Origin of the sequence: Lederbergia citri, from assembly GCF_018343625.1 — a bacterium.
Taxonomy (GTDB): Bacteria; Bacillota; Bacilli; order Bacillales; family Bacillaceae_C; genus Lederbergia; species Lederbergia citri.
In genome coordinates this window covers 1,280,997-1,307,400 of the sequence record NZ_JAGYPG010000001.1, presented here as the reverse complement: position 1 = coordinate 1,307,400, position 26,404 = coordinate 1,280,997, and the positions used below count along the sequence as shown (strand labels likewise).

At 36.7% G+C, this 26,404-nt stretch carries 27 protein-coding genes; 23 read left to right on the top strand and 4 right to left on the bottom strand.

The window, feature by feature from the left end; genetic code table 11:
* Nucleotides 1–216: 216 nt before the first annotated feature.
* Complete coding sequence (gene sda / locus KHA97_RS06680; RefSeq protein ID WP_213123918.1) at nt 217–348, bottom strand: sporulation histidine kinase inhibitor Sda; 132 nt, start codon at nt 346–348, stop codon at nt 217–219.
* A 376-nt stretch (nt 349–724) separates the two neighbouring features.
* Here sda and KHA97_RS06675 point away from each other — a divergent pair, with 376 nt between their 5' ends.
* From KHA97_RS06675 to KHA97_RS06640, 8 genes are all read left to right on the top strand, one after another.
* Nucleotides 725–1,246, top strand: a complete 522-nt coding sequence (locus KHA97_RS06675; protein ID WP_213123917.1) for a YqeG family HAD IIIA-type phosphatase — start codon at nt 725–727, stop codon at nt 1,244–1,246.
* Complete coding sequence (gene yqeH / locus KHA97_RS06670) at nt 1,243–2,349, top strand: ribosome biogenesis GTPase YqeH (protein WP_213123916.1); 1,107 nt, start codon at nt 1,243–1,245, stop codon at nt 2,347–2,349. The genes KHA97_RS06675 and yqeH overlap by 4 nt, the downstream gene beginning before the upstream one ends.
* Nucleotides 2,350–2,515: 166 nt before the next feature.
* Nucleotides 2,516–3,358 (top strand): shikimate dehydrogenase, encoded by an 843-nt coding sequence (gene aroE / locus KHA97_RS06665; protein WP_213123915.1) that lies wholly within the window; start codon nt 2,516–2,518, stop codon nt 3,356–3,358.
* A complete protein-coding gene (gene yhbY, locus KHA97_RS06660) occupies nt 3,352–3,645 on the top strand; it encodes a ribosome assembly RNA-binding protein YhbY (RefSeq protein ID WP_213123914.1) in 294 nt (97 codons plus the stop codon). The genes aroE and yhbY overlap by 7 nt, the downstream gene beginning before the upstream one ends.
* 11 nt (nt 3,646–3,656) lie before the next feature.
* Nucleotides 3,657–4,229, top strand: coding sequence for a nicotinate-nucleotide adenylyltransferase (locus KHA97_RS06655; RefSeq protein ID WP_213123913.1), 573 nt, complete (start codon nt 3,657–3,659; stop codon nt 4,227–4,229).
* Nucleotides 4,219–4,782 carry a bis(5'-nucleosyl)-tetraphosphatase (symmetrical) YqeK gene (yqeK, locus tag KHA97_RS06650; RefSeq protein ID WP_213123912.1) on the top strand — a complete coding sequence of 188 codons (564 nt, stop codon included), beginning with the start codon at nt 4,219–4,221 and terminating at the stop codon, nt 4,780–4,782. Before KHA97_RS06655 ends, yqeK begins: the two co-directional genes overlap by 11 nt.
* Nucleotides 4,783–4,868: 86 nt before the next feature.
* Nucleotides 4,869–5,231: a ribosome silencing factor gene (rsfS, locus tag KHA97_RS06645; RefSeq protein ID WP_213123911.1), complete on the top strand. Its 363-nt coding sequence runs from the start codon at nt 4,869–4,871 to the stop codon at nt 5,229–5,231.
* Nucleotides 5,221–5,970, top strand: a complete 750-nt coding sequence (locus KHA97_RS06640; protein WP_213123910.1) for a class I SAM-dependent DNA methyltransferase — start codon at nt 5,221–5,223, stop codon at nt 5,968–5,970. Before rsfS ends, KHA97_RS06640 begins: the two co-directional genes overlap by 11 nt.
* Before the next feature lie 83 nt (nt 5,971–6,053).
* Here KHA97_RS06640 and comER read toward each other — a convergent pair whose 3' ends face one another.
* On the bottom strand, nt 6,054–6,875 hold the full coding sequence (gene comER / locus KHA97_RS06635; RefSeq protein ID WP_213123909.1) for a late competence protein ComER: 822 nt from the start codon (nt 6,873–6,875) through the stop codon (nt 6,054–6,056).
* An 84-nt stretch (nt 6,876–6,959) separates the two neighbouring features.
* On the opposite strand from comER, the gene KHA97_RS06630 reads away from it, so the two are divergent.
* Genes KHA97_RS06630 through KHA97_RS06620 form a run of 3 tightly spaced genes read left to right on the top strand, consistent with a single transcriptional unit; the run spans nt 6,960 to nt 10,441 of the window.
* Nucleotides 6,960–7,568 carry a helix-hairpin-helix domain-containing protein gene (locus KHA97_RS06630; protein ID WP_233713319.1) on the top strand — a complete coding sequence of 203 codons (609 nt, stop codon included), beginning with the start codon at nt 6,960–6,962 and terminating at the stop codon, nt 7,566–7,568.
* 56 nt (nt 7,569–7,624) lie between these two features.
* Nucleotides 7,625–8,080 (top strand): ComE operon protein 2, encoded by a 456-nt coding sequence (locus KHA97_RS06625; RefSeq protein WP_213123907.1) that lies wholly within the window; start codon nt 7,625–7,627, stop codon nt 8,078–8,080.
* A gap of 60 nt (nt 8,081–8,140) precedes the next feature.
* Entirely contained in the window at nt 8,141–10,441 is a 2,301-nt protein-coding gene (locus tag KHA97_RS06620) for a DNA internalization-related competence protein ComEC/Rec2 (protein ID WP_213123906.1), read from the top strand.
* A gap of 231 nt (nt 10,442–10,672) precedes the next feature.
* On the opposite strand, the gene KHA97_RS06615 is transcribed toward KHA97_RS06620, so the two are convergent.
* Nucleotides 10,673–10,807: a YqzM family protein gene (locus KHA97_RS06615; RefSeq protein ID WP_213123905.1), complete on the bottom strand. Its 135-nt coding sequence runs from the start codon at nt 10,805–10,807 to the stop codon at nt 10,673–10,675.
* A 335-nt stretch (nt 10,808–11,142) separates the two neighbouring features.
* Between KHA97_RS06615 and holA the strand changes: the two genes are divergently transcribed.
* Nucleotides 11,143–12,165, top strand: a complete 1,023-nt coding sequence (holA, locus tag KHA97_RS06610) for a DNA polymerase III subunit delta (RefSeq protein WP_213123904.1) — start codon at nt 11,143–11,145, stop codon at nt 12,163–12,165.
* A gap of 447 nt (nt 12,166–12,612) precedes the next feature.
* Here holA and rpsT read toward each other — a convergent pair whose 3' ends face one another.
* Nucleotides 12,613–12,873 carry a 30S ribosomal protein S20 gene (gene rpsT, locus KHA97_RS06605; RefSeq protein WP_213123903.1) on the bottom strand — a complete coding sequence of 87 codons (261 nt, stop codon included), beginning with the start codon at nt 12,871–12,873 and terminating at the stop codon, nt 12,613–12,615.
* A gap of 186 nt (nt 12,874–13,059) precedes the next feature.
* On the opposite strand from rpsT, the gene gpr reads away from it, so the two are divergent.
* The 11 genes from gpr to mtaB all read left to right on the top strand — a co-directional run bounded on the left by gpr (nt 13,060) and on the right by mtaB (nt 26,323).
* On the top strand, nt 13,060–14,187 hold the full coding sequence (gene gpr / locus KHA97_RS06600) for a GPR endopeptidase (protein ID WP_213123902.1): 1,128 nt from the start codon (nt 13,060–13,062) through the stop codon (nt 14,185–14,187).
* Nucleotides 14,188–14,255: 68 nt separating this feature from the next.
* The gene (locus KHA97_RS06595; RefSeq protein ID WP_213123901.1) at nt 14,256–14,594 is read left to right on the top strand and encodes a DUF3679 domain-containing protein; all 339 of its coding nucleotides are present in this window, start codon (nt 14,256–14,258) and stop codon (nt 14,592–14,594) included.
* Between the two features lie 391 nt (nt 14,595–14,985).
* Nucleotides 14,986–16,821 carry a translation elongation factor 4 gene (gene lepA / locus KHA97_RS06590; RefSeq protein ID WP_213123900.1) on the top strand — a complete coding sequence of 612 codons (1,836 nt, stop codon included), beginning with the start codon at nt 14,986–14,988 and terminating at the stop codon, nt 16,819–16,821.
* Nucleotides 16,822–17,175: 354 nt separating this feature from the next.
* Nucleotides 17,176–18,303 carry a radical SAM family heme chaperone HemW gene (gene hemW / locus KHA97_RS06585; RefSeq protein ID WP_213123899.1) on the top strand — a complete coding sequence of 376 codons (1,128 nt, stop codon included), beginning with the start codon at nt 17,176–17,178 and terminating at the stop codon, nt 18,301–18,303.
* Between the two features lie 100 nt (nt 18,304–18,403).
* Nucleotides 18,404–19,432, top strand: a complete 1,029-nt coding sequence (gene hrcA, locus KHA97_RS06580) for a heat-inducible transcriptional repressor HrcA (protein WP_213124335.1) — start codon at nt 18,404–18,406, stop codon at nt 19,430–19,432.
* A 29-nt stretch (nt 19,433–19,461) separates the two neighbouring features.
* The gene (gene grpE, locus KHA97_RS06575; protein WP_213123898.1) at nt 19,462–20,100 is read left to right on the top strand and encodes a nucleotide exchange factor GrpE; all 639 of its coding nucleotides are present in this window, start codon (nt 19,462–19,464) and stop codon (nt 20,098–20,100) included.
* A gap of 26 nt (nt 20,101–20,126) precedes the next feature.
* Nucleotides 20,127–21,965, top strand: a complete 1,839-nt coding sequence (gene dnaK / locus KHA97_RS06570; RefSeq protein WP_213123897.1) for a molecular chaperone DnaK — start codon at nt 20,127–20,129, stop codon at nt 21,963–21,965.
* Nucleotides 21,966–22,110: 145 nt separating this feature from the next.
* The gene (gene dnaJ / locus KHA97_RS06565; RefSeq protein WP_213123896.1) at nt 22,111–23,232 is read left to right on the top strand and encodes a molecular chaperone DnaJ; all 1,122 of its coding nucleotides are present in this window, start codon (nt 22,111–22,113) and stop codon (nt 23,230–23,232) included.
* Nucleotides 23,233–23,261: 29 nt separating this feature from the next.
* Entirely contained in the window at nt 23,262–24,200 is a 939-nt protein-coding gene (gene prmA / locus KHA97_RS06560) for a 50S ribosomal protein L11 methyltransferase (RefSeq protein WP_213123895.1), read from the top strand.
* A 12-nt stretch (nt 24,201–24,212) separates the two neighbouring features.
* The gene (locus tag KHA97_RS06555) at nt 24,213–24,965 is read left to right on the top strand and encodes a 16S rRNA (uracil(1498)-N(3))-methyltransferase (RefSeq protein WP_213123894.1); all 753 of its coding nucleotides are present in this window, start codon (nt 24,213–24,215) and stop codon (nt 24,963–24,965) included.
* A gap of 5 nt (nt 24,966–24,970) precedes the next feature.
* Nucleotides 24,971–26,323, top strand: a complete 1,353-nt coding sequence (gene mtaB / locus KHA97_RS06550) for a tRNA (N(6)-L-threonylcarbamoyladenosine(37)-C(2))-methylthiotransferase MtaB (protein WP_213123893.1) — start codon at nt 24,971–24,973, stop codon at nt 26,321–26,323.
* Nucleotides 26,324–26,404 lie beyond the last annotated feature (81 nt).

The window sequence follows — 26,404 nt, the reverse complement described above, 5'->3', positions numbered from 1 at the left end:
GGCGCTATTTTCATTGCTTAGGAAATTACAAAATGGAATCTTTCTAGATGATAGTAACTCTCTATCGCAAGCAGCCAGTAGTCGTCAGAATCCTAAAGTGGAACGCTGACTAAGCTTGGGCACATCTCTAAGATTAGAAGGAGGACCCGCTTCTTCCTGGTGTGTACTTCGTGAACAGTCGCTTGCGTTTTTTGATGACCATAGATTATTTTTTTATTAAGAAGTTTTTTTTACTAACAATCGCCGGTGAAGTTCAGATTCAATAAGCTGAATAAAATCAGAGCCTAGCTTGAGATTCTTAGCCTTATAATATGATTCGAGTAAAAGTTCATCAGATAACTTTTTCATCAGCTTCACCTCCAACAATTAAATATTTTGTTCTAAAAAGGATTATGATCGAATAGATTGTTACGTTAATCCCTTTTATTAACCCCACTTTATCATGTTAAACTGTATGGAACAAGCGTTCCTTTATCCACAGATGAAAGTGGATAACTTGTGGGTAAATTGTTGGTAAATATTATAAAGGTTGTCAAATTACTTCTTATTTTGTGTATAAACTTATCCACAGTTTTGTGAAAAGTAGATTATTGTCGAAAACTCTTTTGAAAATAGTCAATATTAAAAGAGAAAACACTTTCCCAATATGAAAAAAAGATGCGATTATGACAAAAATTAGATAAGATATGTTTAGCTGACAGAACAAGTAATGAGGTGTAGAAGATTGTTGAAAAAGTTTTTGCCAAGTGAATATGTTAAAAGTATTTATCATATAAAGGCTGAAGATTTAAAAGCAAAAGGCATTAAAGGAATTATTACAGATCTGGATAATACTCTAGTGGAATGGGATCGTCCAAATGCCACTCCAATGTTAATCAATTGGTTGGAGGAATTGAAACGCAATAACATTAAAGTTACAATTGTGTCCAATAATAATGAACAAAGAGTAAGAATATTTTCCGATCCTTTGCGCATTCCATTTATTTATAAGGCGAGAAAGCCGCTTGGTTTTGCGTTTCGAAAAGCAGTGCAAATGATGGAAACAACGAAAGATGAAACGGTTATAATTGGCGATCAATTATTAACGGACGTGTTAGGGGGAAATCGAGCAGGTTTTTATACAATTCTCGTCATTCCAGTAGCAAGTTCGGACGGATTTTTCACTCGCTTTAATCGTATGATCGAACGTAGGATCATGGCTAATTTTAAACGAAAAGGGTTAATTGATTGGGAGGAAGATCAGTGAGTAAAGATAATATTAGCTGTATTGGCTGCGGTGTAGTGATACAGTCCGAACATCCAGAGGAAATTGGCTATGCACCTCCATCGTCGTTAGAAAAAGAAGAAATTATTTGTCAAAGATGCTTTCGCTTGAAGCACTATAATGAAGTGCAGGACGTCTCTCTGACAGATCAGGATTTTTTAAATATATTAAATAAACTCGGATCTACAGATAGTTTAATTGTTAAAATCATCGATATTTTTGATTTTAATGGCAGCTGGCTGCCTGGACTTCATCGCTTTGTTGGGAAAAACCCAATATTGCTCATTGGAAATAAAGTGGATCTGCTGCCAAAATCAGCTAAACGAAATAAACTGATTGGGTGGATGAAAAGTCAGGCTAAGGAGCTTGGTTTGAAGCCAATTGATGTCCTTCTTGTCAGTGCGACAAAAGGAAGTCATATTAGAGATGCTCTTGAACAGATTGAATATTACCGAAATGGTAAAAATGTTTATATTGTAGGATGTACGAATGTAGGGAAATCAACCTTTATTAATAGGATTATTAAAGAGGTTGCGGGTGGACAAGATGTGATAACTACCTCACATTTTCCAGGAACTACATTGGATATCATTGAAATTCCACTAGATGACGGCAAGGCGCTTATAGACACACCGGGAATCATTAATCATCATCAAATGGCCCATTTTGTTCAAAAGAGTGATTTGAAAATCATTACGCCGAAGAAAGAAATTAAACCAAGGGTCTTTCAATTGAATGAAGGACAAACCTTATTTTTTGGTGGATTAGCTAGATTTGATTATTTAAAAGGTGGGCGTCGCTCCTTTACGTGTTATTTATCAAATGACTTAATGATTCATCGAACAAAATTGGAAAATGCCGATACCTTATATCAAAATCATGTTGGAGAAATTCTGCATCCTCCACGAAAGGATGACCTTGAACAATTTCCTGAACTTGTAAGGCAAGAATTTATGATTAAAGAAGGAAAAACGGATGTTGTTTTCTCTGGTTTAGGATGGGTTACAGTTAATGACCCAGGCGCAAAGATTGCTGCATATGTTCCAAAAGGTGTAAGTGTAATGATAAGAAAATCACTGATTTAAAAGCCTTGTAAAGGCTTGTTGATGGTGATCCGTTAAATGGGAAGAGATACTTGCTCGTTTTTCTTTTCAAAAAATAAGTTCCGTTCTGTATGGTGGTATGCATCCTAGGGAAAACAGCATACTCGATACACAAAACTAAATAAAGCTGGAGTATGGGGGAATTGGTTTGATTAAATTATACGGTGTTATTGGCGATCCTATTGTTCAATCAATGTCACCAGTCATGCAAAATCAGGAATTCAATAAATTAGGAATTGACGCACATTATCACCCCTTTCATATTTTAGCTAGAGATTTACAAGATGCTATAAAGGGTATGAAATCTATAGGGGTTGAAGGATTTAATGTTACAAGCCCCCACAAAACAACGATTATGCCATTTTTGGATTATATTGATCCACTGGCAAAGGCAATAGGGGCAGTTAATACAGTCGTTAGAATCAATAATGAATTCCATGGATATAACACAGACGGATTGGGCTATATAAAAGCACTTCAGGCAGATTGGAAAGAAGATTTCACGGAGGATCGAGCCTTAATTATTGGTGCTGGAGGGGCTGCAAAAGCCATTTTCTATACATTATTATTAAGAGGAATGAAAAATATTGATATAGCAAACCGTTCTGTTCATAATGCAAGCCAATTAATCATTGATTGCCCATTTGAAGGAAATTCTCATGCTATTTCTCTTAAAGAGGCAGAGGAAAAAATAAATAGATATCACCTTATCATACAAACTACATCAATAGGAATGTACCCGAATATTACAGAGAGTCCATTGTCAGTGGAGAATTTATGTGAGGATGCATTTGTTTCTGATATCATCTATAATCCGTATGAAACAGCCCTTTTGAAAGAGGCTAAAGAAAAAGGTGCAAATACGCAAAATGGTATTGGGATGTTCGTGTATCAAGGAGCACTTGCTTTTGAAAAATGGACCGGGCAAACGCCGGATGTAAACAGAATGACAGAAATAGTGAAGAAACAATTAGGAGGTAAGACATGCTGACAGGAAAGCAAAAACGATATTTAAGATCATTAGCACATCATATTAATCCGATTTTTCAAGTTGGGAAAGGCGGAGTAAATGAGAATATGATTAAGCAAATAGATGAGGCATTGGAAAAGAGAGAACTACTTAAAGTAAGTATTCTTCAAAATTGTGATGAAGACAAAGAAACAGTAGCGAATGAAATTGTGGAAGGCACAAAAGCAGAGCTTGTTCAAATTATCGGGAATATAATTGTTGTTTATAAAGAGTCTAGAGAGCATAAAGAAATTACATTGCCAGTTTAATGGTGAACAATATGAGAAAAAAAATAGGTATTTTGGGCGGAACATTCGATCCTCCACATCTTGGCCATTTAATTATCGCAAATGAAGTATTTCACCGTTTAGAATTAGATGAGATACAATTTATGCCAAATCAGGAGCCTCCGCACAAAGAAAGAGAGAGTCATACGTCGAATAGAGATCGAATAAGAATGTTGGAACTAGCCATCCAAGGTAACCCCTTTTTTTCGATTGAAAAAATAGAGTTGGAGCGAAAAGGGAGATCTTTTACGTATGATACGATGAAAATGTTAATGGAACGGAATCCTGAAAATGAATATTATTTCATTATAGGAGCGGATATGGTGGAGTATTTGCCTAACTGGCATCAAGTTGATGAATTAATGAAGATGATTAAGTTCGTTGGGGTCAATCGACCAAATTACGAGCTTGAAAGTTCTTATCCCATTATCCCGATTGAAGTGCCGTTTATAGAAATATCATCGTCCATGATTAGAAAAAGAACTAAGAATGGTGAAACAATCAATTATCTTTTGCCTTATGGAGTTATTAATTATATTGAGGAGAATCAGTTGTATGGATCGTGAAAAAGCACTGGGAATCGTTGAAAGTAAGATAAAAGGTCCGAGGTTTCAACACACACTTGGAGTAGTTGAGACAGCCATAAAGCTAGCAGAAAAATACGGTGCGGACAAAGAACAAGCGGAAATCGCTGCGATTTTTCACGACTATGCGAAACTAATGCCAATAAGTGAATTGAAAAATTTCCTAATTGCAGCGCAAGAAGATGAACGATTACTGCTGTATCATCCAGAGTTGTGGCATGGACCTGCAGCTGCGTATATATTGAAAAAAGAATTTGCAATAGAGAATGAAGATATTTTGAATGCGATTCGATTTCATACAACGGGTAGAGCGAATATGAGTCTTTTAGAAAAAATTATTTACCTTGCCGATTATATTGAGCCAGGGCGAAATTTTCCGGGTGTAGTTGAAACGAGAAAGTTAGCCAAAATAGATTTAGATCAAGCGGTTTATAAAGCAATAAGCAATACAATTTCGTTCCTAGTTGAGAAAAAAGCAGCAATTTATCCAGATACTTTTGAAGCTTACAATTTTTTTATTCTCAATAAAAATTGATAATGCATATTGCTAACATTGTTGTTATGTTGGTTTTAGCGAAATCAACAAAAAACAGAGGTTTCATTTAAAGGAGGCAACAAAGTTTGAAAACAGAAGAATTATTAAAAACAGTAGTAAAAGCAGCCGACGATAAAAGAGCGGAAGAAATAGTAGTATTAAATATGAAAGGCATATCATTAATTGCCGATTATTTTATAATTTGCCATGGGAACTCGGAAAAACAAGTTCAAGCGATTGCAAGAGAAATTAAAGATGAAGCGAATAAAACTGGTCTCTTTGTAAATAAGCTGGAAGGCTTCGACGAAGCGAAATGGGTGTTAATTGATATGGGTAATATCATTGCACACGTCTTCCATCGGGATGAAAGAAGTTATTATAATTTGGAGAGGCTTTGGGGAGATGCTCCGTTTGAAGATGTTTTAGGTGAATTGAATCGTGACGTATGAACGATTGGCGTATGTGTATGATTTCTTAATGATGGATGTACCCTACTCAAACTGGCTTGATTATTTAAAAAACGAAAAGAAAAGATATTCTATTGAAGGAGATCGAATATTAGATTTGGCTTGTGGTACAGGCGAATTATCCGTTTTATTGGCCGAAGCCGGATTTGATGTCACAGGGGTCGATATATCCGATGATATGTTAATGGTCGCCAAGGAAAAAGCAGAGAGGAAAGGGCTTAAGATTCAATTATATCAACAAGATATGACTTTATTAGAAGAACTAGGGACCTTTGATATTATTTCTATTTTTTGTGATTCTTTAAATTATTTACATACTCCTGACGATGTAAAAAAGACTTTCAATCATGTGTATTCTCATTTAAGTGATGACGGTTTATTTTTATTCGATATTCACTCACCAAATAAAATCCAACAATTTATGAAGGAGACATATTCGCTTGCTGACGAAGATGTTTCTTATATTTGGACAAGCTTTCCAGGTGAATACCCTTTATCGGTAGAGCATGAGCTAACATTTTTCGTATTTGATGAAGACTCGGGAAAGTACGATCGATTTGATGAAATTCATAAACAACGTACATATACAATAAACCAATATATTAATTGGCTTACAGAAACAGGATTTTCTATTAAATCTGTTACCGCAGATTTTACGGAGGAGGCCCCTGCTGAAACATCAGAGAGAGTTTTTTTTGCATGTCAAAAATATAATGCATAAAAAATGAATGAGTAAGGACGGCTAAATTATTTAGCCGTCCTTTCACGATGACTTGAAGTTTTAAAAGAAACAAGTATAATAGGTTATACTATAAAGTCTTTTTTTAATATTTCAACTTCTTCGTTAAATTTTGCATGGGTCGCTTGAAGCACCTTTTCAAAAACTCCATCAAGTTCTTTTTCCAACACCTTTATTCCTTCTCCTGTAATACCGCCCTTAACACAAACTTTTTCTTCTAATGTAGGAAGAGAATAATACCCTTTATGCAATAATTCTCCGAGACCAATGAGCATTTCTTCAGCGAGTTTTGTAGCAGTTTCTTTATCAATTAATGTTTCCGAAACGGCTGCTTCTATAAATTTTCTAGTAATATAACTAAAAAAAGCTGGACCACAGCTAACAATGTCAGAAGAAATCCGAGTGATTTCCTCTTCTATTTGAATTGGAACCGAAATTTGTGAAAACATGTCCTTCAATTGTTTCTGCCATTTTTGATCGCATAATGCTCCGAAAGTAGTGAGAGTGACTCCAGAAAGTGCCCTATTTGTTATGCTTGGAATAATTCTTGCACATGAGCAGGGTAATAATTTTTCCAACCAAGTAGTTTGAATAGGACTAGTAATGGAAACGAGACACTGGTCATTTTTAAAATATTGCTTGTTCTCCTGAATAAGTGAGTAATAATCACTAGGTTTTACACAAAGAAAAATGAGGTTGGAATTATTAATCACTTCGTCAATGGAATTAGCTACAACGATATCTTCATATTTATGTTTAAGCATTTCAGCTTTAGCCTTCGTCCTGTTTACAACTATTACTTCTGAAGGAGATATTGCATTTCCGTCAATTAATGCCTCAGAAAGAATAGTACCCATATTTCCAGTCCCGATTAGCCCGACCTTCATTCTTGTCCCTCCTTCGCCTTTCTCTCCTAACAAATGTATGCCATCAAAAATAAAATATTCATTTCCTGTGAGGTGGTTTTAAAATTGATTTGGCTAGAGAAATATAAAACGTTATTGGTTGGAGCAATTGTTGTTGGACTGGCCACTTTCTTGTTTTTAAGTCAGCCAAAGGACAACCAAGTAGTTGTAAATGCTAATCTTCCATTAGAAGAAGCTAAAAACCCTGGGATAGAGACGATAAAAGAGGATCAATCTTATCCTTCTAAAATTTTTGTAGATGTAAAGGGCGCTGTGAAGATTCCTGGAATATATGAAGCGATTGAAAGCGATCGAGTTTTCGATATGATCGAGAAAGCTGGGGGATTGGTCGAAAAAGCAGATGAAGGACAAGTAAATTTTGCTCAGAAAGTTTACGATGAAATGGTCATTTATATTCCTAAGGTTGGTGAGGAAGTTGAAAATCTTTTTTTCAATGATACTTCTCCCTCAAAACAAAATGATAAAGTTAATATAAATAAAGCGAATTCGGTTGAACTAGAGACGTTGCCAGGAATCGGTCCTGCAAAAGCGACGGCCATTATCGAATATAGAGAAGAGAATGGACCCTTTAAACAAGTAGAAGATATCCAAAAAATATCGGGGATAGGAGCAAAAACCTTTGAAAGGCTGCAAGACTTAATTACTATTAAGTAATTGACTATTTTCTACAAATGTCGATAAACTGAAGAAAACGGAAAAGGGAGACTTTTATGGAGAGAATATCTTGGCATCAATATTTTATGGCACAGAGCCATCTACTATCTTATAGAAGTACATGTACAAGGCTTACTGTGGGAGCCACAATCGTCAGGGATAAAAGAATAATAGCGGGAGGTTATAATGGCTCTATTGCCGGAGGTGTCCATTGCATTGATGAAGGATGTTATGTCATTGATAATCATTGTGTAAGGACAATTCATGCTGAAATGAATGCCATTTTGCAATGTGCTAAGTTTGGAGTTCCGACCGAAAATGCAGAAATTTACGTTACGCATTTTCCTTGTTTACAATGTTGTAAAGCAATAATACAGGCGGGAATAAAAGCTGTTTATTATGCTGAAGATTATAAAAATCATCCTTATGCCATTGAATTATTTGAACAATCAGGCGTTGTAGTTGAACAGGTCCCTTTTAACAAAGAGATATTTTTATCATTTGCTGAGTAAAGACAAATTGGAGAGGCTGTAGTACATACAGCCCTCCAATTATTTAAGAAAGGAGTTGCGATGGTAACAGGAAAGTGGTTTTATGCAGCAATTGCTGCACTCTCTGGTGTTATGCTGATCTTTGAATTTCACACTCTAACTCTTATTCTTATATTAATTGGGTTCATAAGAATTATCTTGGAAAAGGAAAAGAAGTTATTAATATTTTTTTCCGCATTCTTTATATTTTCTATGGTTTTGGCTTTTATAAATGAAAAAAATAATACTTCATTGTTTGATCAAGGCAGTACTTCCATGTATGTAACCTTCCATGAAGTTCCTCAAATTGACGGAAACCGATTAAAAGCTATCGTGAATTCCACCAATGAAAAGCTCCTCCTCCATTATACAATTCAAAATGAAGAAGAAAAATTAATGCTAGAAATGAATATTCATGCGGGAACAATATGTCCAATTGCTGGCGAATTAGTGATTCCTGAACGAAACCGCAACCAATTTACCTTTAACTATGGACAATATTTGTATAGACAAAATATCCATTGGATACTTGAAACGAATAGATTATCATGGAATGAATGTTATTACTCCAAACCATCCTTTAGAGCTTTTTTGCAAAACATTCGAGCTGTAGGGGTAAAATATGTGGAATCCAGCTTCCCGGAACAACTAATTCCCTATGCGAACGCCTTGATTTTCGGGGATCGATCTTCATTTGCAGAGGATACATATCGTACCTATCAACAAATTGGCGTTGTTCATTTATTGGCAATTTCCGGGTTGCATATCGCTTTTCTTGTTGGGTTGATTTATTTAATTTTTCTTCGTCTTGGTATTCCGAAAGAAACCATTTATTGGCTTCTCATGGTCATCCTACCCATCTATGCAGTGATAAGCGGATCTAATCCTCCGGTAATAAGAGCTGTACTGATGACATTGCTTTTACTAACCTCAAAAAAATGGAGGCTTCCTTTTACGACGCTCGATGCTTTATCTATCAGTTTTATTACTTTTCTAAGTATTGATCCCTATTTGATCTATCATGCTGGATTTCAACTTTCTTTTTGCGTCACTTTTTGCCTAATTGTTTCTTCAAAATCAATATTTGAAAAAACTCATTCCTATATTAGAAAAATGACGGATATCTCCATTGTTTCTACACTTGCTTCCTTTCCGATTTTAGCTTTCCACTTCTTTGAATTTTCTTTAATCGGCATCATCGCCAACGTTTTATTTGTTCCTTTTTATACTGCTGTCGTTTTACCATCAATTCTAAGTTTATTTACGATTAAGTTTTTTAGTGAGAGACTTTTTGCCTTTTTAGCTGATTTTATTGCTGCCCTCGTTTATTATTCGGAACAGTTTGCTTTAATGTTAAGTTTGAATAATTTTTCGACGATTGTTACTGGAAAACCAAGTATGTACAGTATCATTTTTATGGTGATTGGAGCCTATTTGTATGTCTTTTTAAATGAAAAACGGAAAACGAGAATTGTTGCTGTTTTACCATTAACATTAATAATGCTTATCCATATGGCGTCAATACAATATTCACCAAAAGGGGAAGTCATCTTTATCGATATCGGACAAGGAGATAGCACCTTAATAAAACTGCCGTATAACCGCGGCACATATTTAATTGATACGGGAGGACAGCTCAGTTTTCCAGAACCTGAATGGCAGGAACGCAAAAAGCCTTTTCAAGTAGGGAGGCAAATATTAATACCTGTGTTAAAAAGTAAAGGAATTCGAAAAATTGATAAATTAATTCTTACTCATAGTGATACCGATCATATCGGTGCTGCGAAAGAATTATTTGGGGAAATTATTATTAATGAAATATATATTTCTCCTAATTCTTGGGAAAATGATTTGATGGGGGAAATCCTTAACAGTGCGGGAAAATATGATATTCCCGTTTTTGAAGAAAAAGCGGGAACCGGATGGGAAAACAAATCAGGGCGATTCCAATTCATTTTTCCTTTTGATGATCATTATGAAGGGAATAATAGTTCACTCGTATTATTTGCCATTTTTGGAGGATTGAGCTGGATTTTTATGGGTGATGTAGAAAAAGAAGGGGAAGAAGAAATCATACGGGCATATGAGAAGTTAAATGCAAATGTTTTAAAAGTTGGACATCATGGTAGTAAAACATCATCAACTTTTGATTTTATTCATTTTGTACAACCAGATTTTGCGATTATTTCCGCTGGATATAAAAATCGTTACGGTCACCCACATAAACAAGTACTTGACATATTGGAGGAAAACAAAGTTTACATATATCGGACGGACGAACAAGGTGCTATACATTATTTATTTACAAAAAGAGGTGGAACCTTTCATACCGTTATGAAATAAGATGAACCATATAAAGTACAAAAATGAGAACAATAGCGGCAGAATCATAACACAAGTGACACAGGATGTGGGTTGAACTAAGGGACATGGCGGTTCTTAGTGACTGGATGGTTTCGCTAGGCGGAAATTCTCTTAAGTAAGTTACCCACAAAGTAGGAATTAATCATTCCTGTAAAAATAAAAAAGAAGTTTGTTTGACAAACTTCTTTTTGCGAGGTGCAAGCCTTTTTCTTATTTTCCGAGAAGTTCAATTACTGTTCCAATCACGAAAATAGCTGTAAAGAAAAGAAAGGAGACTCCAAAACCAACACCAGAATCTACTGCATCATTACGTTTTGATTGGACATTTTGTTCAAATTTATTCACGACTACCCCTCCTATTTCCACTATAGTATAGACGAAGTTCAAAAAAAAATCCACAATTCCATTACCACTGCTGACAAGAGTTGACACCCATACTTTTAATGAAGAAGGCCAAAATACAATTACAAGTTTCTTAATTGAAACTTTTGCTTATGGAAACTCCGGAGGCTAATAAAAATTTTATCCGCTTCAAAGTAAGTATCCTAGGCCTTATTTTGAAGTGTTCATTATAGATCGGGGACAACTTTCACTTGGTGGATTGTCCCCTTTGCCTCTTGTCAAATGTGCCCAGCTTTCATACGATAGAAGTAAGATACTGAATAAGGCAGGGCATAGACATGAAACCTTGGGAAAAAATAGAAAGAAGACAGTTTTCACCACTGTATTTATTATATGGAACTGAAGGCTTTATAATCAACGAGACGAAACAAAAATTAGTGACAAATGTGTTAACGGAAGAAGAAATGGATTTTAATTTATCTGTATACGACATGGAGGAAACTCCGGTAGAAGTGGCAATTGAGGACGCAGAAACCTTTCCGTTTTTTGGAGAAAGAAAATTAGTGTTTTTAAATAATCCGATATTTTTAACCACTGAAAAATCTAAAGAAAAAGTAGAACATAACTTAAAAAAGCTGGAAGCGTATATTGAAACACCAGCTCCTTATTCCATACTAGTGTTTGCAGGGAATGTTGAAAAATTAGATGAGAGAAAAAAGTTAACAAAATTACTTAAAAAAAATGCTGAAATAATCGAGGCAAAAAAGCTAACTGAGGGTGAATTGCGGATATGGATAAGAGGGCAGATAGAAGCGAAAAGTCAACATATTGATGAAAAGGCAATCGAATTGCTTTTGTCCTTAGTTGGCACAGATTTAATGAATATTCATTCAGAACTGGAAAAACTGTCTTTATATGTAGAGGATTCAAAAATGATTACGGCTGATATTGTCGAAAGGCTCACTTCCAGATCTTTGGAACAGAATATATTTGATTTAGTGGATAAAGTAGTACAAAGAAAAATGGAAGAGGTTTTTAGAATTTATTATGATTTACGAAAGCAAAATGAAGAACCTATAAAAATTTTAGCGCTCTTGGCTAGTCAATTCCGACTCATTTATCAAGTAAAAGAGCTTATGAAACGAGGATATGGGCAACAGCAGATTGCGAGTATACTCAAAATGCATCCATTTCGTGTAAAACTTGCATCTGGACAAGCACGTTCTTTTACAGAAAAAGAACTTGGAAAAATTATTCATTTTCTCGCACAAACAGATGAACAAATAAAAACTGGTGGATCAGGAAGAGAAGTTTCATTAGAACTATTTTTATTTAAATTGGGTCACCTAAAAATATCTTAAAGAACAAAAGCGCAAGCGCCTGTTCAGCGACATACAGGCCCACAGGATGTGGGTCCGTCGACGTCGCCACAGGAGGTGGCGGTTTTTAGTCGACGTTCCTCTATAGGGTTCTGACGAGATAAAGGAAACACGATGAGCCATGAAAAGCGGAAGGCGCCTGATCAGCCCCGACAAGCAAATGTTCTGAGTCAAAAAAGTCGCTTTTTGACTTTATTGACTCAGGTTAATTGACCTCGAGGGGTTGGCGCCCGTAGCTGGACATAAAAGGCGAGTCGATGTTGACTTATCGTAGGAAGAAACCGAAAGTTTGCTAGTCGCTAGGCGCTGGAGCTAGACGGGAACTACCTGCATAAAAGTTCCACAAGGTTCCAATCTATAATTTCCTAGAAAAGAAAAAAACGTCCCTTATTTAATAAGGGGCGTTTTGAATTTTAGCTTTTAAATTGATTAAGCCATTTTGCTTAATTTTTTAGCTAGACGTGCTTTTTGGCGATTAGCTGTGTTTTTATGGATCAAGCCTTTAGTTGCAGCTTTATCAAGATGCTTTACGGCATTCGTAAAAAGATCTTTAGCATTTTCTTCGTTTAGCTCAACAGCTGATTCGAATTTTTTAACTGCAGTACGCATTGCTGATTTAGCAGCGGAATTTTGAGCATTTTTTGCTTCGTTGATGTTTACTCGTTTAATAGCAGATTTAATGTTTGGCATTCCATTCACCTCCTGACAATGATCGAGGTTGTATCTCGCTCGACTTTCACTAATATACCGTTATTCATAACAATAAGAACAAGAGATATTTTATCAAACGAATAATAGGAATGCAATACTTCTGAATGAAAAATGGTTTGAAAGGAAAGGATGGGAAATAAAGTTTCCTTTTAGGAGGTCAAATGAATGAAAAATAATGAGATTGATTTAAGCCGTTATTCTGTAAGAACCGATTTGGCAAAAGAAGCATTTGAAATGGCTTTAGCCCAATTGACCGGTAAAAAGAAAGATAAAGTAGAACAGAAGGAAATAAATGGGGTCTTGATTAAGGAAAGAATGGAAGGCGATATAAAAATATCTTTAGCCACTATTACTCCTGAGGGTGAAGAAAAGCTAGGAAAAAAAGCGGGACATTACTTAACGATTGAAGTTCAAGGAATTAGGTCGCAGGATTCAGTATTGCAACAACAAGTAGGAGAAACGTTTGCGAAAGAATTCAGTGGATTTTTAGATATGATGAATATTCCTAAATCCGCGAGTTGCTTAGTCGTTGGATTAGGAAATTGGAATGTTACCCCTGATGCTCTAGGGCCTCAAGTTTGTGAACATCTTATTATTACAAGGCATTTATTTGAGCTTGAATCCCATCAAGTTGAAAAAGGATATCGACCTGTAAGCGCCATTGCACCAGGTGTCATGGGACTGACAGGAATTGAAACAAGTGACATTATTTTTGGGGTTGCAGAAAAATCGAAGCCTGATTTTATTATAGCAATTGACGCTCTCGCATCTCGTTCAATCGAAAGAGTTAATTCAACCATTCAAATTTCAGATACTGGCATTCACCCTGGTTCAGGTGTTGGAAATAAACGCAAGGAATTGAGTAAGGAAACATTAGGGGTGCCAGTCATTTCGATTGGAGTTCCTACTGTAGTAGATGCCGTTACCATTACGAGTGATACGATTGATTTTTTACTTAAGCATTTTGGAAAGGAGATAAAGGAGTCTTCTAGACCGTCAAGATCTCTTGCTCCCGCAGGCTTAACATTTGGAGAAAAAAGAAAGCTAAGTGAAGAAGATTTGCCGGAAGAGAGACAAAGACAAACATTTTTAGGGATGGTCGGAACGCTTGAAGAAGATGAAAAAAGAAGACTCATTCATGAAGTATTGTCCCCACTCGGCCATAATTTGATGGTTACCCCAAAAGAAGTTGATGTATTTATTGAAGATATGGCAAATCTTTTAGCATCAGGTCTAAATGCCGGACTTCATTCTGCAGTGGATCAAACGGATGCAGGTTTCAAAACTAGATAAAATGTAGTTCTATCATTTCGTTCCTAGTCATAACATTTACTAGAGAAAATGATAGAGGAGGTGTTGGAATGATGAGAAACTTTTTAGTTAAATGCCTTTTACTTTTTGGCGTTTTGTTTATAGGCGTTATGATTGGCATGAACAAAGCCAATGAAGGAATGCTTAATATGAAAGGTTATACAGATGATTCATTCCAAACACCAGTAAATATCCATCAAAATGAAGCAGGAGAAGTAGAAACAAACTTTATGGGCAGAGATCTTCCGACTTTCAATCTTGAAGAGAAAAAAGAGAAACTTGAAGAAGTAAAAGCTTATAATTTTTTTTCGGAAGTTGGTAAATCCCTAGCAAATATTGTAACAACTATTGCCCAAAAAATATTTGATTTCATTTCGAGCTTATTATAAAGCTTTGTGTTCGCTATGTAGATTGGAACGTCTATAGCTAAAATCTTATCAATACGAATGATATAAAGGGCGGGCTACTTATAATCATAGGTAGCCTTTCTAATTATATTGCGTCTAGCGACTAGCAAATTTCCTGTCCTTCTCTATTGAGTAATTAAACAACGAGTCTCCGTATTAGGCTCATCGTGTTTCCTTTATCTCAGTCGAAGGTCAAAAGAGGAACGTCGACTAAAACCGTTACGTCCTTATGTGTTTGTCGACGGACCCGCAACTGGCGTGCCTGTATGTCGATCAACAAGTCGCTTGCGCTTTTAATTTTATTTGCTCATTGATTGTACTGCTGTTATAATTTACGCTAGCATACTTGCGTCGATTAACAGGAGTGAACACGATGAACATAGAAGAAAGAAAAAAGAGACAAGAGAAAATCCGTAACTTTTCAATAATAGCTCATATCGACCATGGTAAATCTACTTTGGCCGATCGTATTCTTGAACAAACGAAAGCTCTCACATCTAGAGAAATGAAAAATCAGCTGCTAGATTCCATGGACTTAGAGAGAGAACGCGGTATTACGATAAAATTAAATGCTGTCCAAATAAAATATCGCGCTAAAAATGGCGAGGATTATACATTCCATCTTATAGATACACCTGGTCACGTCGATTTCACATATGAAGTATCTAGAAGTCTCGCCGCATGTGAAGGAGCAATTTTAGTCGTCGATGCCGCTCAAGGTATTGAGGCGCAAACATTAGCAAACGTCTATTTGGCTCTTGATAATAATTTGGAAATTTTACCTGTAATCAATAAAATTGATTTACCTGCGGCTGACCCCGAAAGAGTTAGGAAAGAAATTGAAGATGTGATAGGTCTAGATGCCTCTGAAGCTGTATTGGCATCTGCAAAAGCAGGTATTGGAATAGAAGACATTTTGGAACAGATTGTGGAAAAAGTGCCGGCACCTTCTGGAGACTCCGAAGGACCGTTAAAAGCTCTCATATTTGATTCCTTATATGACCCCTATCGCGGCGTCATTACGTATATTCGTGTAATGGAAGGTACAGTAAAAGCTGGCGACAAAATACGGATGATGGCTACCGGTAAGGAATTTGAAGTACTGGAAGTCGGAGTTCATGCTCCGAAGCCGATGCTCGTGGAGGAACTCACGGTAGGAGATGTAGGATTTTTAACAGCATCGATAAAAAATGTAGGGGACACACGAGTTGGGGATACGATTACGAGTGTAAAAAATCCCGCTAATCAACCGCTGCCAGGGTATCGTAAGTTAAACCCAATGGTGTTTTGTGGTCTTTATCCTATCGATTCAGCTAAGTTCAATGATCTAAGAGAGGCGCTTGAAAAGCTAGAGTTGAATGATTCTTCGCTTCAATATGAACCTGAATCTTCTCAAGCGCTTGGATTTGGATTTCGCTGTGGATTTTTAGGGCTGCTTCATATGGAAATAATCCAAGAGCGGATTGAAAGAGAATTCAATATCGATTTAATTACGACCGCACCAAGCGTAATTTATAAAGTATATATGACGGATGGAACAGTATTAAGTGTGGATAATCCATCTAATATGCCAGATCCGCAAAAAATTGATCATGTGGAAGAACCGTATGTAAAAGCGTCTATGATGGTACCGAATGATTATGTCGGGGCGGTCATGGAATTATCTCAACAAAAGCGTGGACATTTTGTCGACATGCAATACTTAGATGACATTAGGGTAAGTGTCATATATGAAATTCCTCTTTCCGAAATTGTGTATGATTTCTTCGATCAATTAAAATCAAATACGAAGGGCTATGCTTCATTTGATTATGAAATGATCGGATATCAACCTTCAAAATTAGTGAAGATGGATATTTTATTAAATGGGGAAAAAGTCGATGCCCTTAGCTTCATTGTCCATCACGATTTCGCTTATGACAGAGGAAAAGTGATTGTAGAAAAGTTAAAAGAACTTATCCCAAGACAGCAATTTGAAGTTCCAGTCCAGGCAGCCATCGGGCAAAAAATAGTCGCCCGCTCCACAATTAAATCAATGGGTAAAAACGTTTTGGCTAAATGTTACGGCGGCGATATTTCCAGGAAGCGAAAATTATTAGAAAAACAAAAAGAAGGAAAGAAACGGATGAAGCAAGTTGGCTCCGTTGAAGTTCCACAAGAAGCGTTTATGGCCGTGTTAAAAAGAGATGACCAAGGAAAGTCAAAATAATAACGTTAGTTTAGGGAAGGTAAAGTATGAGATTACTCATACCACACTTCCCTTTCGTTTTCGCTTAGGAAAATAAAGATTAGAACTTTGTGGATAACTTTTAAGAAAGTAGTTCCCGTCTAGCTCCAGCGCCTAGCGACTAGCAAACTTACGGTTTCTTCCTACGATAAGTCAACATCAGCTCGCCTTTAGGCTCACTGTGTTTCCTTTATCTCGTCAGAACCCTAAGGAGGAACGTCGACTAAAATCGCCACGTCCTGTGGCAATGTCGACGGACCCGCATCATGCGGGCCTGTACGTCGCTAAACAGGCGCTTGCGCTTTTGTTCTTGACCATAGTTAAGGTGTGATAAAAATGAAGTCAGCATATATCCATATTCCATTTTGTGAGCATATTTGCCATTATTGTGATTTTAATAAAGTGTTTTTAAAGGGACAGCCAGTAGATGAATACGTACAGTCACTTATAAAAGAATTCGAAATCGTCCTTAATGAAACTCCCACTCAAAACTTAGATACTATTTTTGTAGGCGGCGGAACTCCTACTTCTCTTAACGAACAACAACTAGAAACTCTTTGTAAAGGTATTAGGAAATATTTGCCGTTTACTGAAGGGGAGTTTACATTTGAAGCCAATCCAGGGGATTTATCTATAGATAAATTAAAAATATTAGCTGAATATGGAGTTAATAGAATTAGCTTTGGCGTCCAATCCTTCAATAATGAACTTCTTGCTAAAATTGGTCGAACTCATAGGGTGGAGGATGTATATTCCTCATTGGAGAAAGCCATGCAATGTGGTTTTACCAATTTAAGCATCGATTTGATTTACGCATTGCCAGGACAAACGATCGATGATTTTGAAGCCACATTAAAAGAAGCGCTCGATCTCCAATTACCACATTATTCAAGTTATTCATTAATTGTTGAGCCGAAAACGGTTTTCTATAATTTAATGAGAAAAGGTAAATTAATTCTTCCGAGCGAAGATGTAGAAGCCGAAATGTATAAAATGTTAATGTCACAAATGGAGACAAGTGGGTTGAACCAATATGAAATCAGCAACTTTTCGAAGCCTGGATATGAAAGTAAACATAATTTGGTCTATTGGAATAACGAGGAGTATTTTGGGTTTGGTGCAGGAGCACACGGTTATATAAATGACATTAGGTATTCCAACGCTGGCCCCTTAAAAAAATATATGCAGCCGATCAGCGAAGGAAAGAGACCTATTTTTGATCAAAATAAAATTACAAAAAAAGAAAAAATGGAAGAGGAAATGTTCCTTGGGTTGAGGAAGATTAAAGGAGTACAATTAAGTCATTTTCACCAAAAATATAATGAAAATATGATGGATGTTTTTAAAGAACCTATTCATGAAATGATGAATCGTGGGCTATTAACAATGAATAATGATTTTTTATATTTGACTAATAGGGGTAAGTTATTGGGAAACGAGGTTTTTCAAGCATTTCTTCTCTGATTGTGTATGTGTAAAATCGTTGACATCACCAGAGCATTTTGATACTTTTATTATAGATTTAGCACTCATCAGAACAGAGTGCTAACAGAGGTGATAAATGTTGCTAACAGATCGTCAGCTTCTCATACTTCAAGTGATCATTGATGATTTTATTCGATCTGCACAACCTGTCGGCTCTCGCAGTCTTTCCAAAAAAATAAATATTCCTCTTAGTTCTGCCACCATTCGAAATGAGATGGCCGATTTGGAAGAATGGGGATTTATAGAAAAAACTCATACTTCTTCCGGAAGAGTTCCTTCTGAGAAAGGGTATCGTTATTATGTAGATCATTTGCTTGCTCCTCAGGTTCTACATGCAAATGATATTCAAAAACTCCATTCTATTTTTGCAGAACGAATATTTGAATTGGAGAATATCGCACAAAAATCTGCTAAAATCCTATCGGAATTAACAAATTATACAGCGATATTACTTGGACCTGCAGTTAAAGAAAATAAATTGAAAAAGTTGCAAATCGTTCCGTTAAATAAGGAAACGGCAGTCGCAATCATCATCACTGACACTGGGCATGTAGAAAATCGTATTTTCACGCTTCCGGAAAATATGGCTCCTGAAGAGATTGAAAAGCTTGTGAACATATTAAATGATAAATTAATGGGTGTTTCTATTGCCGATCTTAGGGAAACAATCTATAAAGAAGTGGCAGCACTCTTGCAAAGAAATATCCAACAATATGATATATTGCTTAATTCAATAATATCTACTGTTGACTTGCCTCAATCAGATCGATTATTTTTTGGCGGAAAAACCAATATGCTCAATCAGCCTGAGTTTAAAGACATTGAAAAAATCCGCTCTATTATGGATATGATTGAACAAGAACAGGGAATTTACGAATTGTTCAAACATACACCACGTGGAATTCATGTTAAGATCGGTAAGGAAAATGAGAATACGAAAATGGAAGATTGCAGCCTCATTACTGCTACCTATTCTATAGGCGAGGAAGATGTTGGAACGATCGCTATATTGGGTCCAACTAGAATGGAATATTCACGTGTCATTAGTTTATTAGATTTTTTGAGTAAGGATTTGAGTATCGCATTAACAAAACTGTACCATCAATAAAGAAATAATTTTAAGGAGGTGAAGTTGTTATGGAAAATCAAACAAAAGAAACTGAACAATTAAAAGAGCAAACAAATGGCGCGGTAGAGGAAACTGAAACGAACACTTCTTTTAAAGAAGAAACAGTAGTTGGAAATGATACTGCAGATGTTGGACAAGCGGAATCAAATGAAGATAAAGAGGATTCTTTTAAAGAAGAGAACGTTGTGGATGAATCTGCTATAAAGATTTCAGAGCTTGAGAAAAAATTGGATGAATCTGAAAATCGATACTTGCGTTTGTATGCTGATTTTGAAAATTTCCGCAGACGCTCCCAGCTTGAAAAGGAGTCGAGCGAAAAATATAGATCTCAAAGTTTAATTACAAACCTGCTTCCAGCAATCGATAATTTCGAAAGAGCTTTGCAAATTGAACCGAATGATGAACAATCGAAAGCCTTGCTTGAAGGTGTACGAATGGTTTATCGAAGCATTATCGATGTTTTAAAAGATGAAGGTGCTGAACAAATTGAAGCGGTAGGTCAGGAATTTGATCCGAATTATCATCAAGCAGTTATGCAAACAGATGATCCAGAATTTGGCTCAAATATTGTAGTAGAAGAATTTCAAAAAGGCTATAAGCTTAAAGACCGCGTCATTAGACCTTCAATGGTAAAAGTTAATCAATAGTCTACATATTTTGGGAGGTAAGAAATATGAGTAAAATCATAGGTATAGACTTAGGTACGACAAACTCATGTGTTGCGGTACTAGAAGGTGGAGAACCAAAGGTAATCCCAAATCCCGAGGGAAATCGTACAACACCATCCGTTATCGCATTTAAAAATGGTGAACGACAAGTTGGTGAAGTAGCGAAGCGTCAGGCTATCACGAATCCAAATACAGTTATGTCGATTAAACGTCATATGGGAACACAATATAAACAAGAAATCGAAGGAAAAGAATATACTCCTCAAGAGCTTTCTGCTGCTATTCTCCAATATTTAAAGTCATATGCGGAAGATTATCTTGGAGAAAAAGTGGAAAAAGCCGTTATTACAGTACCAGCTTATTTTAACGATGCTGAACGTCAAGCAACAAAAGACGCTGGGACAATTGCTGGTTTGGAAGTAGAAAGAATCATTAACGAACCGACTGCTGCTGCACTTGCCTATGGTCTTGATAAAACGGACGAAGACCAAACAATCTTAGTTTATGACCTTGGTGGTGGAACATTCGATGTTTCCATTATGGAACTAGGAGACGGCGTTTTTGAAGTGTTGGCTACAGCAGGTGATAACCGTCTTGGCGGTGATGATTTTGACGAAGTTATCATTGATTATCTTGTTCAAGAATTCCGCAAAGAAAACGGAATCGATCTTTCAAAAGATAAGATGGCATTGCAACGTTTGAAAGATGCAGCTGAAAAAGCGAAAAAGGATCTTTCTGGAGTATCGTCAACTCAAATTTCACTTCCATTTATTACAGCTGGTGAAGCTGGTCCGCTCCATTTGGAAATCAATTTAACACGTGCGAAATTTGACGAATTAACTGCTAATTTAGTTGAAAGAACAATGGGCCCAACTCGACAAGCATTAAAAGATGCTGGTAAGTCTGCTGCAGATATCGATAAAGTTATTCTTGTCGGTGGATCTACAAGAATTCCTGCCGTTCAAGAAGCAATCCGTAAAGAAACGGGCAAAGACCCTCATCGTGGAGTTAACCCTGATGAAGTGGTAGCAATGGGTGCAGCTATTCAAGGTGGAGTGCTGACTGGAGATGTTAAAGATGTCGTTCTTCTAGACGTAACTCCACTTTCACTTGGAATTGAAACAATGGGTGGAGTATTTACGAAATTGATTGATAGAAATACTACTATTCCAACATCTAAAGCACAAGTGTTCTCAACAGCTGCTGACAATCAAACAGCAGTAGATATTCACGTGCTTCAAGGAGAACGCCCGATGGCTGCAGATAATAAAACGCTAGGTCGTTTCCAATTATCTGATATTCCACCTGCTCCACGTGGAATTCCACAAATCGAGGTTAAATTCGATATCGATAAAAACGGAATTGTGAATGTTAGTGCAAAAGATTTAGGAACAGGAAAAGAGCAAAATATTACAATTAAATCTTCTTCCGGTCTTTCTGAGGATGAAGTAGATCGTATGGTTCGCGAAGCAGAAGAAAATGCTGAAGCTGATAAACAGCGTAAAGAAGAAGTAGAACTTCGAAATGACGCTGACCAACTGATTTTTACAACTGAAAAGACTTTGAAAGATCTCGAAGGTAAAGTAGATGCTGGTGAAGTGAAAAAAGCAGAAGAAGCAAAAGATGCTTTAAAAGCTGCTGTTGATAAAAACGACTTAGACGAAATCCGTCAAAAGAAAGACGCTCTACAAGAAATCGTTCAAAATCTTTCAATGAAACTATATGAAGAAGCGGCAAAACAAGCTCAGGCACAACAAGGAGCCGATGGTGACCCAAATGCTAGCGGTGACGACAATATTGTTGATGCTGAATTTGAAGAAGTAAAAGATGACGATAATAAATAATCGTGGTAGGAAAAGCCAAAGCCAATCTAAACGGCTTTGGCTTTTCCTTTCCGTATAAGCTGTCATTATTATTCTTCACTTTTAATCACTATACGATTTGTGATAAAATATACTTTATGTGAAAAGGACGCGGGAGTGTGTTTTTATGAGTAAAAGAGATTATTATGAGGTGCTCGGAGTATCGAAAAGCGCCACAAAAGACGAAATCAAAAAAGCGTATAGACGATTATCGAAACAATATCATCCGGATATTAATAAAGAAGCGGGAGCGGATGAGAAGTTTAAAGAAATAACAGAAGCGTATGAAGTATTAAATGATGACCAAAAACGTGCACAATATGATCAATTTGGCCACGAAGGTCCACAAGGCTTTGGCGGTGGTGGATTCGGTGGTGCCGATTTTGGGGGATTTGGCGGATTTGAAGACATTTTCAATACTTTCTTTGGCGGCGGCGGACGTAGGGATCCTAATGCGCCAAGACAAGGTTCAGATCTTCAATATACGATGACGTTAACCTTTGAAGAGGCTGTGTTTGGGAAAGAGACAATTATCGAAATACCAAGAGAAGAAACATGTGATACATGTAATGGAAGTGGAGCAAAACCAGGTACGACACCAGAATCATGTCCTCATTGTCATGGAAGTGGTCAGCTTAATGTAGAACAAAATACTCCATTCGGTCGAATCGTTAATCGTAGAGTATGTAATCATTGTAATGGAACGGGTAAATTGATTAAAGAGAAATGCCGTACTTGCGGAGGTGACGGCAAGGTCAAAAAACGTAGGAAAATTAACGTTAAAATCCCTCAAGGCATTGATGACGGTCAGCAAATGCGGGTTTCGGGTGAAGGAGAACCTGGAATTAATGGAGGACCTCCTGGGGATTTATATGTAGTATTCCATGTTATGCCTCATGAATTTTTTGAGCGTGAAGGCGATGATATTTATTGTGAAATGCCAATTACGTTTGCACAAGCAGCACTTGGTGATGAAATAGAGGTTCCGACTTTATATGGAAAAGTAAAACTGAAGATTCCAGCTGGAACACAAACAGGTACAAGATTCCGACTTCGTGGAAAAGGTGTCCATAATGTGAGAGGATATGGAACAGGGGACCAGCATATCCAAGTAAAAGTTATAACTCCTACGAAGCTTACTGAGCAGCAAAAGCAATTGCTTCGTGATTTTGCAGATACGAGTGGAGATACTCTTGACGAGCAGCATGAGAGTTTCTTTGATAAGGTAAAACGCGCTTTTAAAAGTTGATGAATTGAATTGGATTGGAGCGGTTTTTAATGAAGTGGAGCGAAATTAGTATCCATACGACCAATGAAGCAATCGAGCCTATTTCCAACATCCTCCATGAAGCTGGAGCTAGCGGTGTCGTGATTGAAGATCCAGCTGAATTAACGAAGGAGAGAGAAGATTGGTTTGGAGAAATTTATGATTTAAATCCTGAAGACTACCCAGAGGAAGGAGTCATCATCAAAGCTTATTTACCAGTTAATAGCTTTATTAGTGAAACCGTCGATTCAATCAAACAAGAAATCAATGATCTTATAAAATTTGATATTGATATTGGCATGAATCAAGTGACGACAACAGAAGTAAAGGAAGAGGACTGGGCATCCGCCTGGAAAAAATATTACCATCCAGTGAAAATATCTGAAACATTTACTATTGTACCAACATGGGAAGAATATAATCGAGTAAAAAGTGATGAGCTAATTATTGAGCTTGATCCTGGAATGGCTTTTGGCACGGGAACCCACCCTACTACTGTCATGTGTATTCAAGCATTGGAGAAGACTGTCCAAAATGGTCAAAATGTCATTGATGTAGGAACAGGATCGGGAGTTCTCAGTATTGCTGCGGCATTATTAGGAGCAAAGCATGTTTTAGCTTTGGACTTAGATGAAGTAGCAGTAGAATCCGCAAGGCAAAATATAGAAATAAATCATGTTTCCGATCGTATTGAAGTTCGAAAAGGAAACTTGCTTGAAGGCATAGAGAGTAAAACTGACATTGTTGTAGCAAATATATTAGCTGATATCATTATTCGTCTTACAAACGATGCTGCATCCATTGTTAAACAGGGTGGCTATTTCATTACATCTGGTATCATTCATCCAAAAAAACAAGAAGTAAAAGAGGCGATCCTTTCCGCTGGTTTTGATATTGAGGAAACATTAGTAATGGAAGATTGGGTTGCTTTCATCGCAAAGCGTCTATGATGAGGTGTCAAGGTGCAACGCTATTTTTTAAATGAAACTTATAACGATCAAAAATCAATAAGCATATCCGGTGATGATTTTCATCATATCTCCAGAGTAATGAGGATGAAAGAAGATGATATGTTTTGGGTTGTTTTCAAAGATGGAAAAGCTGCAACAGTAAAAATCAGCCAAATATTGGATTCGTTTTTAGAGGCGGATATCATCGATTTTGAAAACGTAGATAAGGAACTCCCTATTTTTATAGCAATAGCGAGCGGTCTGCCAAAAGGGGATAAATTAGAATGGATCATCCAAAAGGGGACAGAATTAGGAGCATCAGAATTTATCCCTTTTATTGCAACTCGCTCAGTAGTAAAATGGGAGAGTAAAAAAGAGTCAAAAAAGCTGGAAAGATGGAATAAGATTGCAAAGGAAGCGGCCGAACAAGCGCATCGTCAGCTATTGCCTGTTGTCCATAGACCACATACATTAAACGAGATGATCCAATACAGTCATCAGTTTGATTGGAAAATCGTGGCATATGAGGAGGCGGCAAAAGAAGGCGAGAATAGCAATTTAGTAAGAATCCTTCAGTCTGTTAAGCCTAAAGATAAAATATTAATTGTCTTTGGTCCAGAAGGTGGTATTACAGTTCCAGAAAAAGATCAACTTACATCACATGGTTTTGAAATATGCGGTCTTGGACCTAGAATCTTACGAACAGAAACCGCGCCACTTTATGCATTAACCGCTATTTCCTATCAATTTGAATTAATGAGGTGATAATTATGTCTCTTGTTGCATTTCATACACTGGGCTGTAAAGTAAACCATTATGAAACCGAAGCAATATGGCAATTATTTAAGAAACAAGGTTATGAACGCGTTGATTTTGAGAGCAATGCCGACGTTTATGTTATCAATACTTGTACGGTAACAAATACAGGTGATAAAAAAAGCCGTCAAGTAATTCGCCGTGCTATTAGGCAAAACCCTGATGCTGTTATATGTGTAACTGGCTGTTATGCTCAAACTTCTCCAGCAGAAATTATGGCGATACCTGGAGTTGACGTCGTAGTAGGAACTCAAGACCGTGTTAAAATGCTTGATTATATAGAACAGTACAAAGAAGAACGTCAGCCGATTAACGGCGTCGGTAATATTATGAAAAATCGTGTTTATGAAGAACTGGATGTTCCAGCTTTTACTGATCGCACACGTGCTTCATTAAAAATACAAGAAGGCTGCAATAATTTTTGTACTTTCTGTATTATTCCTTGGGCTCGCGGTTTAATGCGCTCGCGTGATCCGAAAGAGGTCATTCGCCAAGCTCAGCAGCTCGTTGACGCGGGATATAAAGAGATTGTTTTAACTGGAATCCATACGGGTGGTTATGGGGAAGATATGAAAGATTATAATCTTGCTGCATTACTACGCGATTTGGAGTCTCAAGTTAGAGGGTTAAAACGAATTCGAATTTCTTCAATTGAAGCAAGTCAATTAACAGATGAAGTAATTGATGTAATTGATAAATCAAAATTAGTCGTTAGACATTTGCATATCCCGCTTCAGTCTGGTTCAAATACCGTTTTGAAAAGAATGCGCAGGAAATACACAATGGAATTTTTTGCAGAGAGGTTGGAATTGTTGAAAAAAGCACTTCCAGGACTCGCGATCACATCAGATGTTATCGTAGGGTTCCCAGGAGAAACAGAAGAAGAATTTATGGAAACATATAATTTCATCAAAGAACATAAATTCTCGGAATTACATGTTTTCCCTTATTCAAAACGTACAGGTACTCCTGCAGCTAGAATGCCAGATCAAATTGATGAAAACATTAAAAACGATCGAGTACATCGATTAATTACATTGTCTGACCAGCTAGCAAAAGAATACGCCTCACAATTTGAAAATGAAGTATTAGAAGTCATTCCTGAAGAACCGTATAAAGAAAACCCAGAGAGTGGGCTGTACGAAGGATATACAGACAACTATTTGAAAGTAGTTTTCCCAGCTTCAGAAGATATGGTTGGAAAGCTCGTAAAAGTTAAAATTACAAAAGCTGGCTACCCTTATAATGAGGGTCAGTTCGTACGTGTAATGGACGATATATCCGAAGAAAATTCAATGGCGATTTAGTAGGAAAATAGACTATACATTAAGCGTAAATTAACTTTTTTATTGAAGGTTATCCCGTATCATTTTGGGATAGCCTTTATT

Bases quoted from the DNA above. Each gene is read 5' to 3' on its own strand.
- sda (WP_213123918.1), bottom strand. From the start codon at position 348: ATGAAAAAGTTATCTGATGAACTTTTACTCGAATCATATTATAAGGCT.
- yhbY (WP_213123914.1), top strand. From the start codon at position 3,352: ATGCTGACAGGAAAGCAAAAACGATATTTAAGATCATTAGCACATCAT.
- KHA97_RS06655 (WP_213123913.1), top strand. From the start codon at position 3,657: ATGAGAAAAAAAATAGGTATTTTGGGCGGAACATTCGATCCTCCACAT.
- yqeK (WP_213123912.1), top strand. From the start codon at position 4,219: ATGGATCGTGAAAAAGCACTGGGAATCGTTGAAAGTAAGATAAAAGGT.
- comER (WP_213123909.1), bottom strand. From the start codon at position 6,875: ATGAAGGTCGGGCTAATCGGGACTGGAAATATGGGTACTATTCTTTCT.
- KHA97_RS06625 (WP_213123907.1), top strand. From the start codon at position 7,625: ATGGAGAGAATATCTTGGCATCAATATTTTATGGCACAGAGCCATCTA.
- KHA97_RS06620 (WP_213123906.1), top strand. From the start codon at position 8,141: ATGGTAACAGGAAAGTGGTTTTATGCAGCAATTGCTGCACTCTCTGGT.
- holA (WP_213123904.1), top strand. From the start codon at position 11,143: ATGAAACCTTGGGAAAAAATAGAAAGAAGACAGTTTTCACCACTGTAT.
- rpsT (WP_213123903.1), bottom strand. From the start codon at position 12,873: ATGCCAAACATTAAATCTGCTATTAAACGAGTAAACATCAACGAAGCA.
- gpr (WP_213123902.1), top strand. From the start codon at position 13,060: ATGAAAAATAATGAGATTGATTTAAGCCGTTATTCTGTAAGAACCGAT.
- KHA97_RS06595 (WP_213123901.1), top strand. From the start codon at position 14,256: ATGATGAGAAACTTTTTAGTTAAATGCCTTTTACTTTTTGGCGTTTTG.
- lepA (WP_213123900.1), top strand. From the start codon at position 14,986: ATGAACATAGAAGAAAGAAAAAAGAGACAAGAGAAAATCCGTAACTTT.
- hemW (WP_213123899.1), top strand. From the start codon at position 17,176: ATGAAGTCAGCATATATCCATATTCCATTTTGTGAGCATATTTGCCAT.
- grpE (WP_213123898.1), top strand. From the start codon at position 19,462: ATGGAAAATCAAACAAAAGAAACTGAACAATTAAAAGAGCAAACAAAT.
- dnaK (WP_213123897.1), top strand. From the start codon at position 20,127: ATGAGTAAAATCATAGGTATAGACTTAGGTACGACAAACTCATGTGTT.
- dnaJ (WP_213123896.1), top strand. From the start codon at position 22,111: ATGAGTAAAAGAGATTATTATGAGGTGCTCGGAGTATCGAAAAGCGCC.
- prmA (WP_213123895.1), top strand. From the start codon at position 23,262: ATGAAGTGGAGCGAAATTAGTATCCATACGACCAATGAAGCAATCGAG.
- mtaB (WP_213123893.1), top strand. From the start codon at position 24,971: ATGTCTCTTGTTGCATTTCATACACTGGGCTGTAAAGTAAACCATTAT.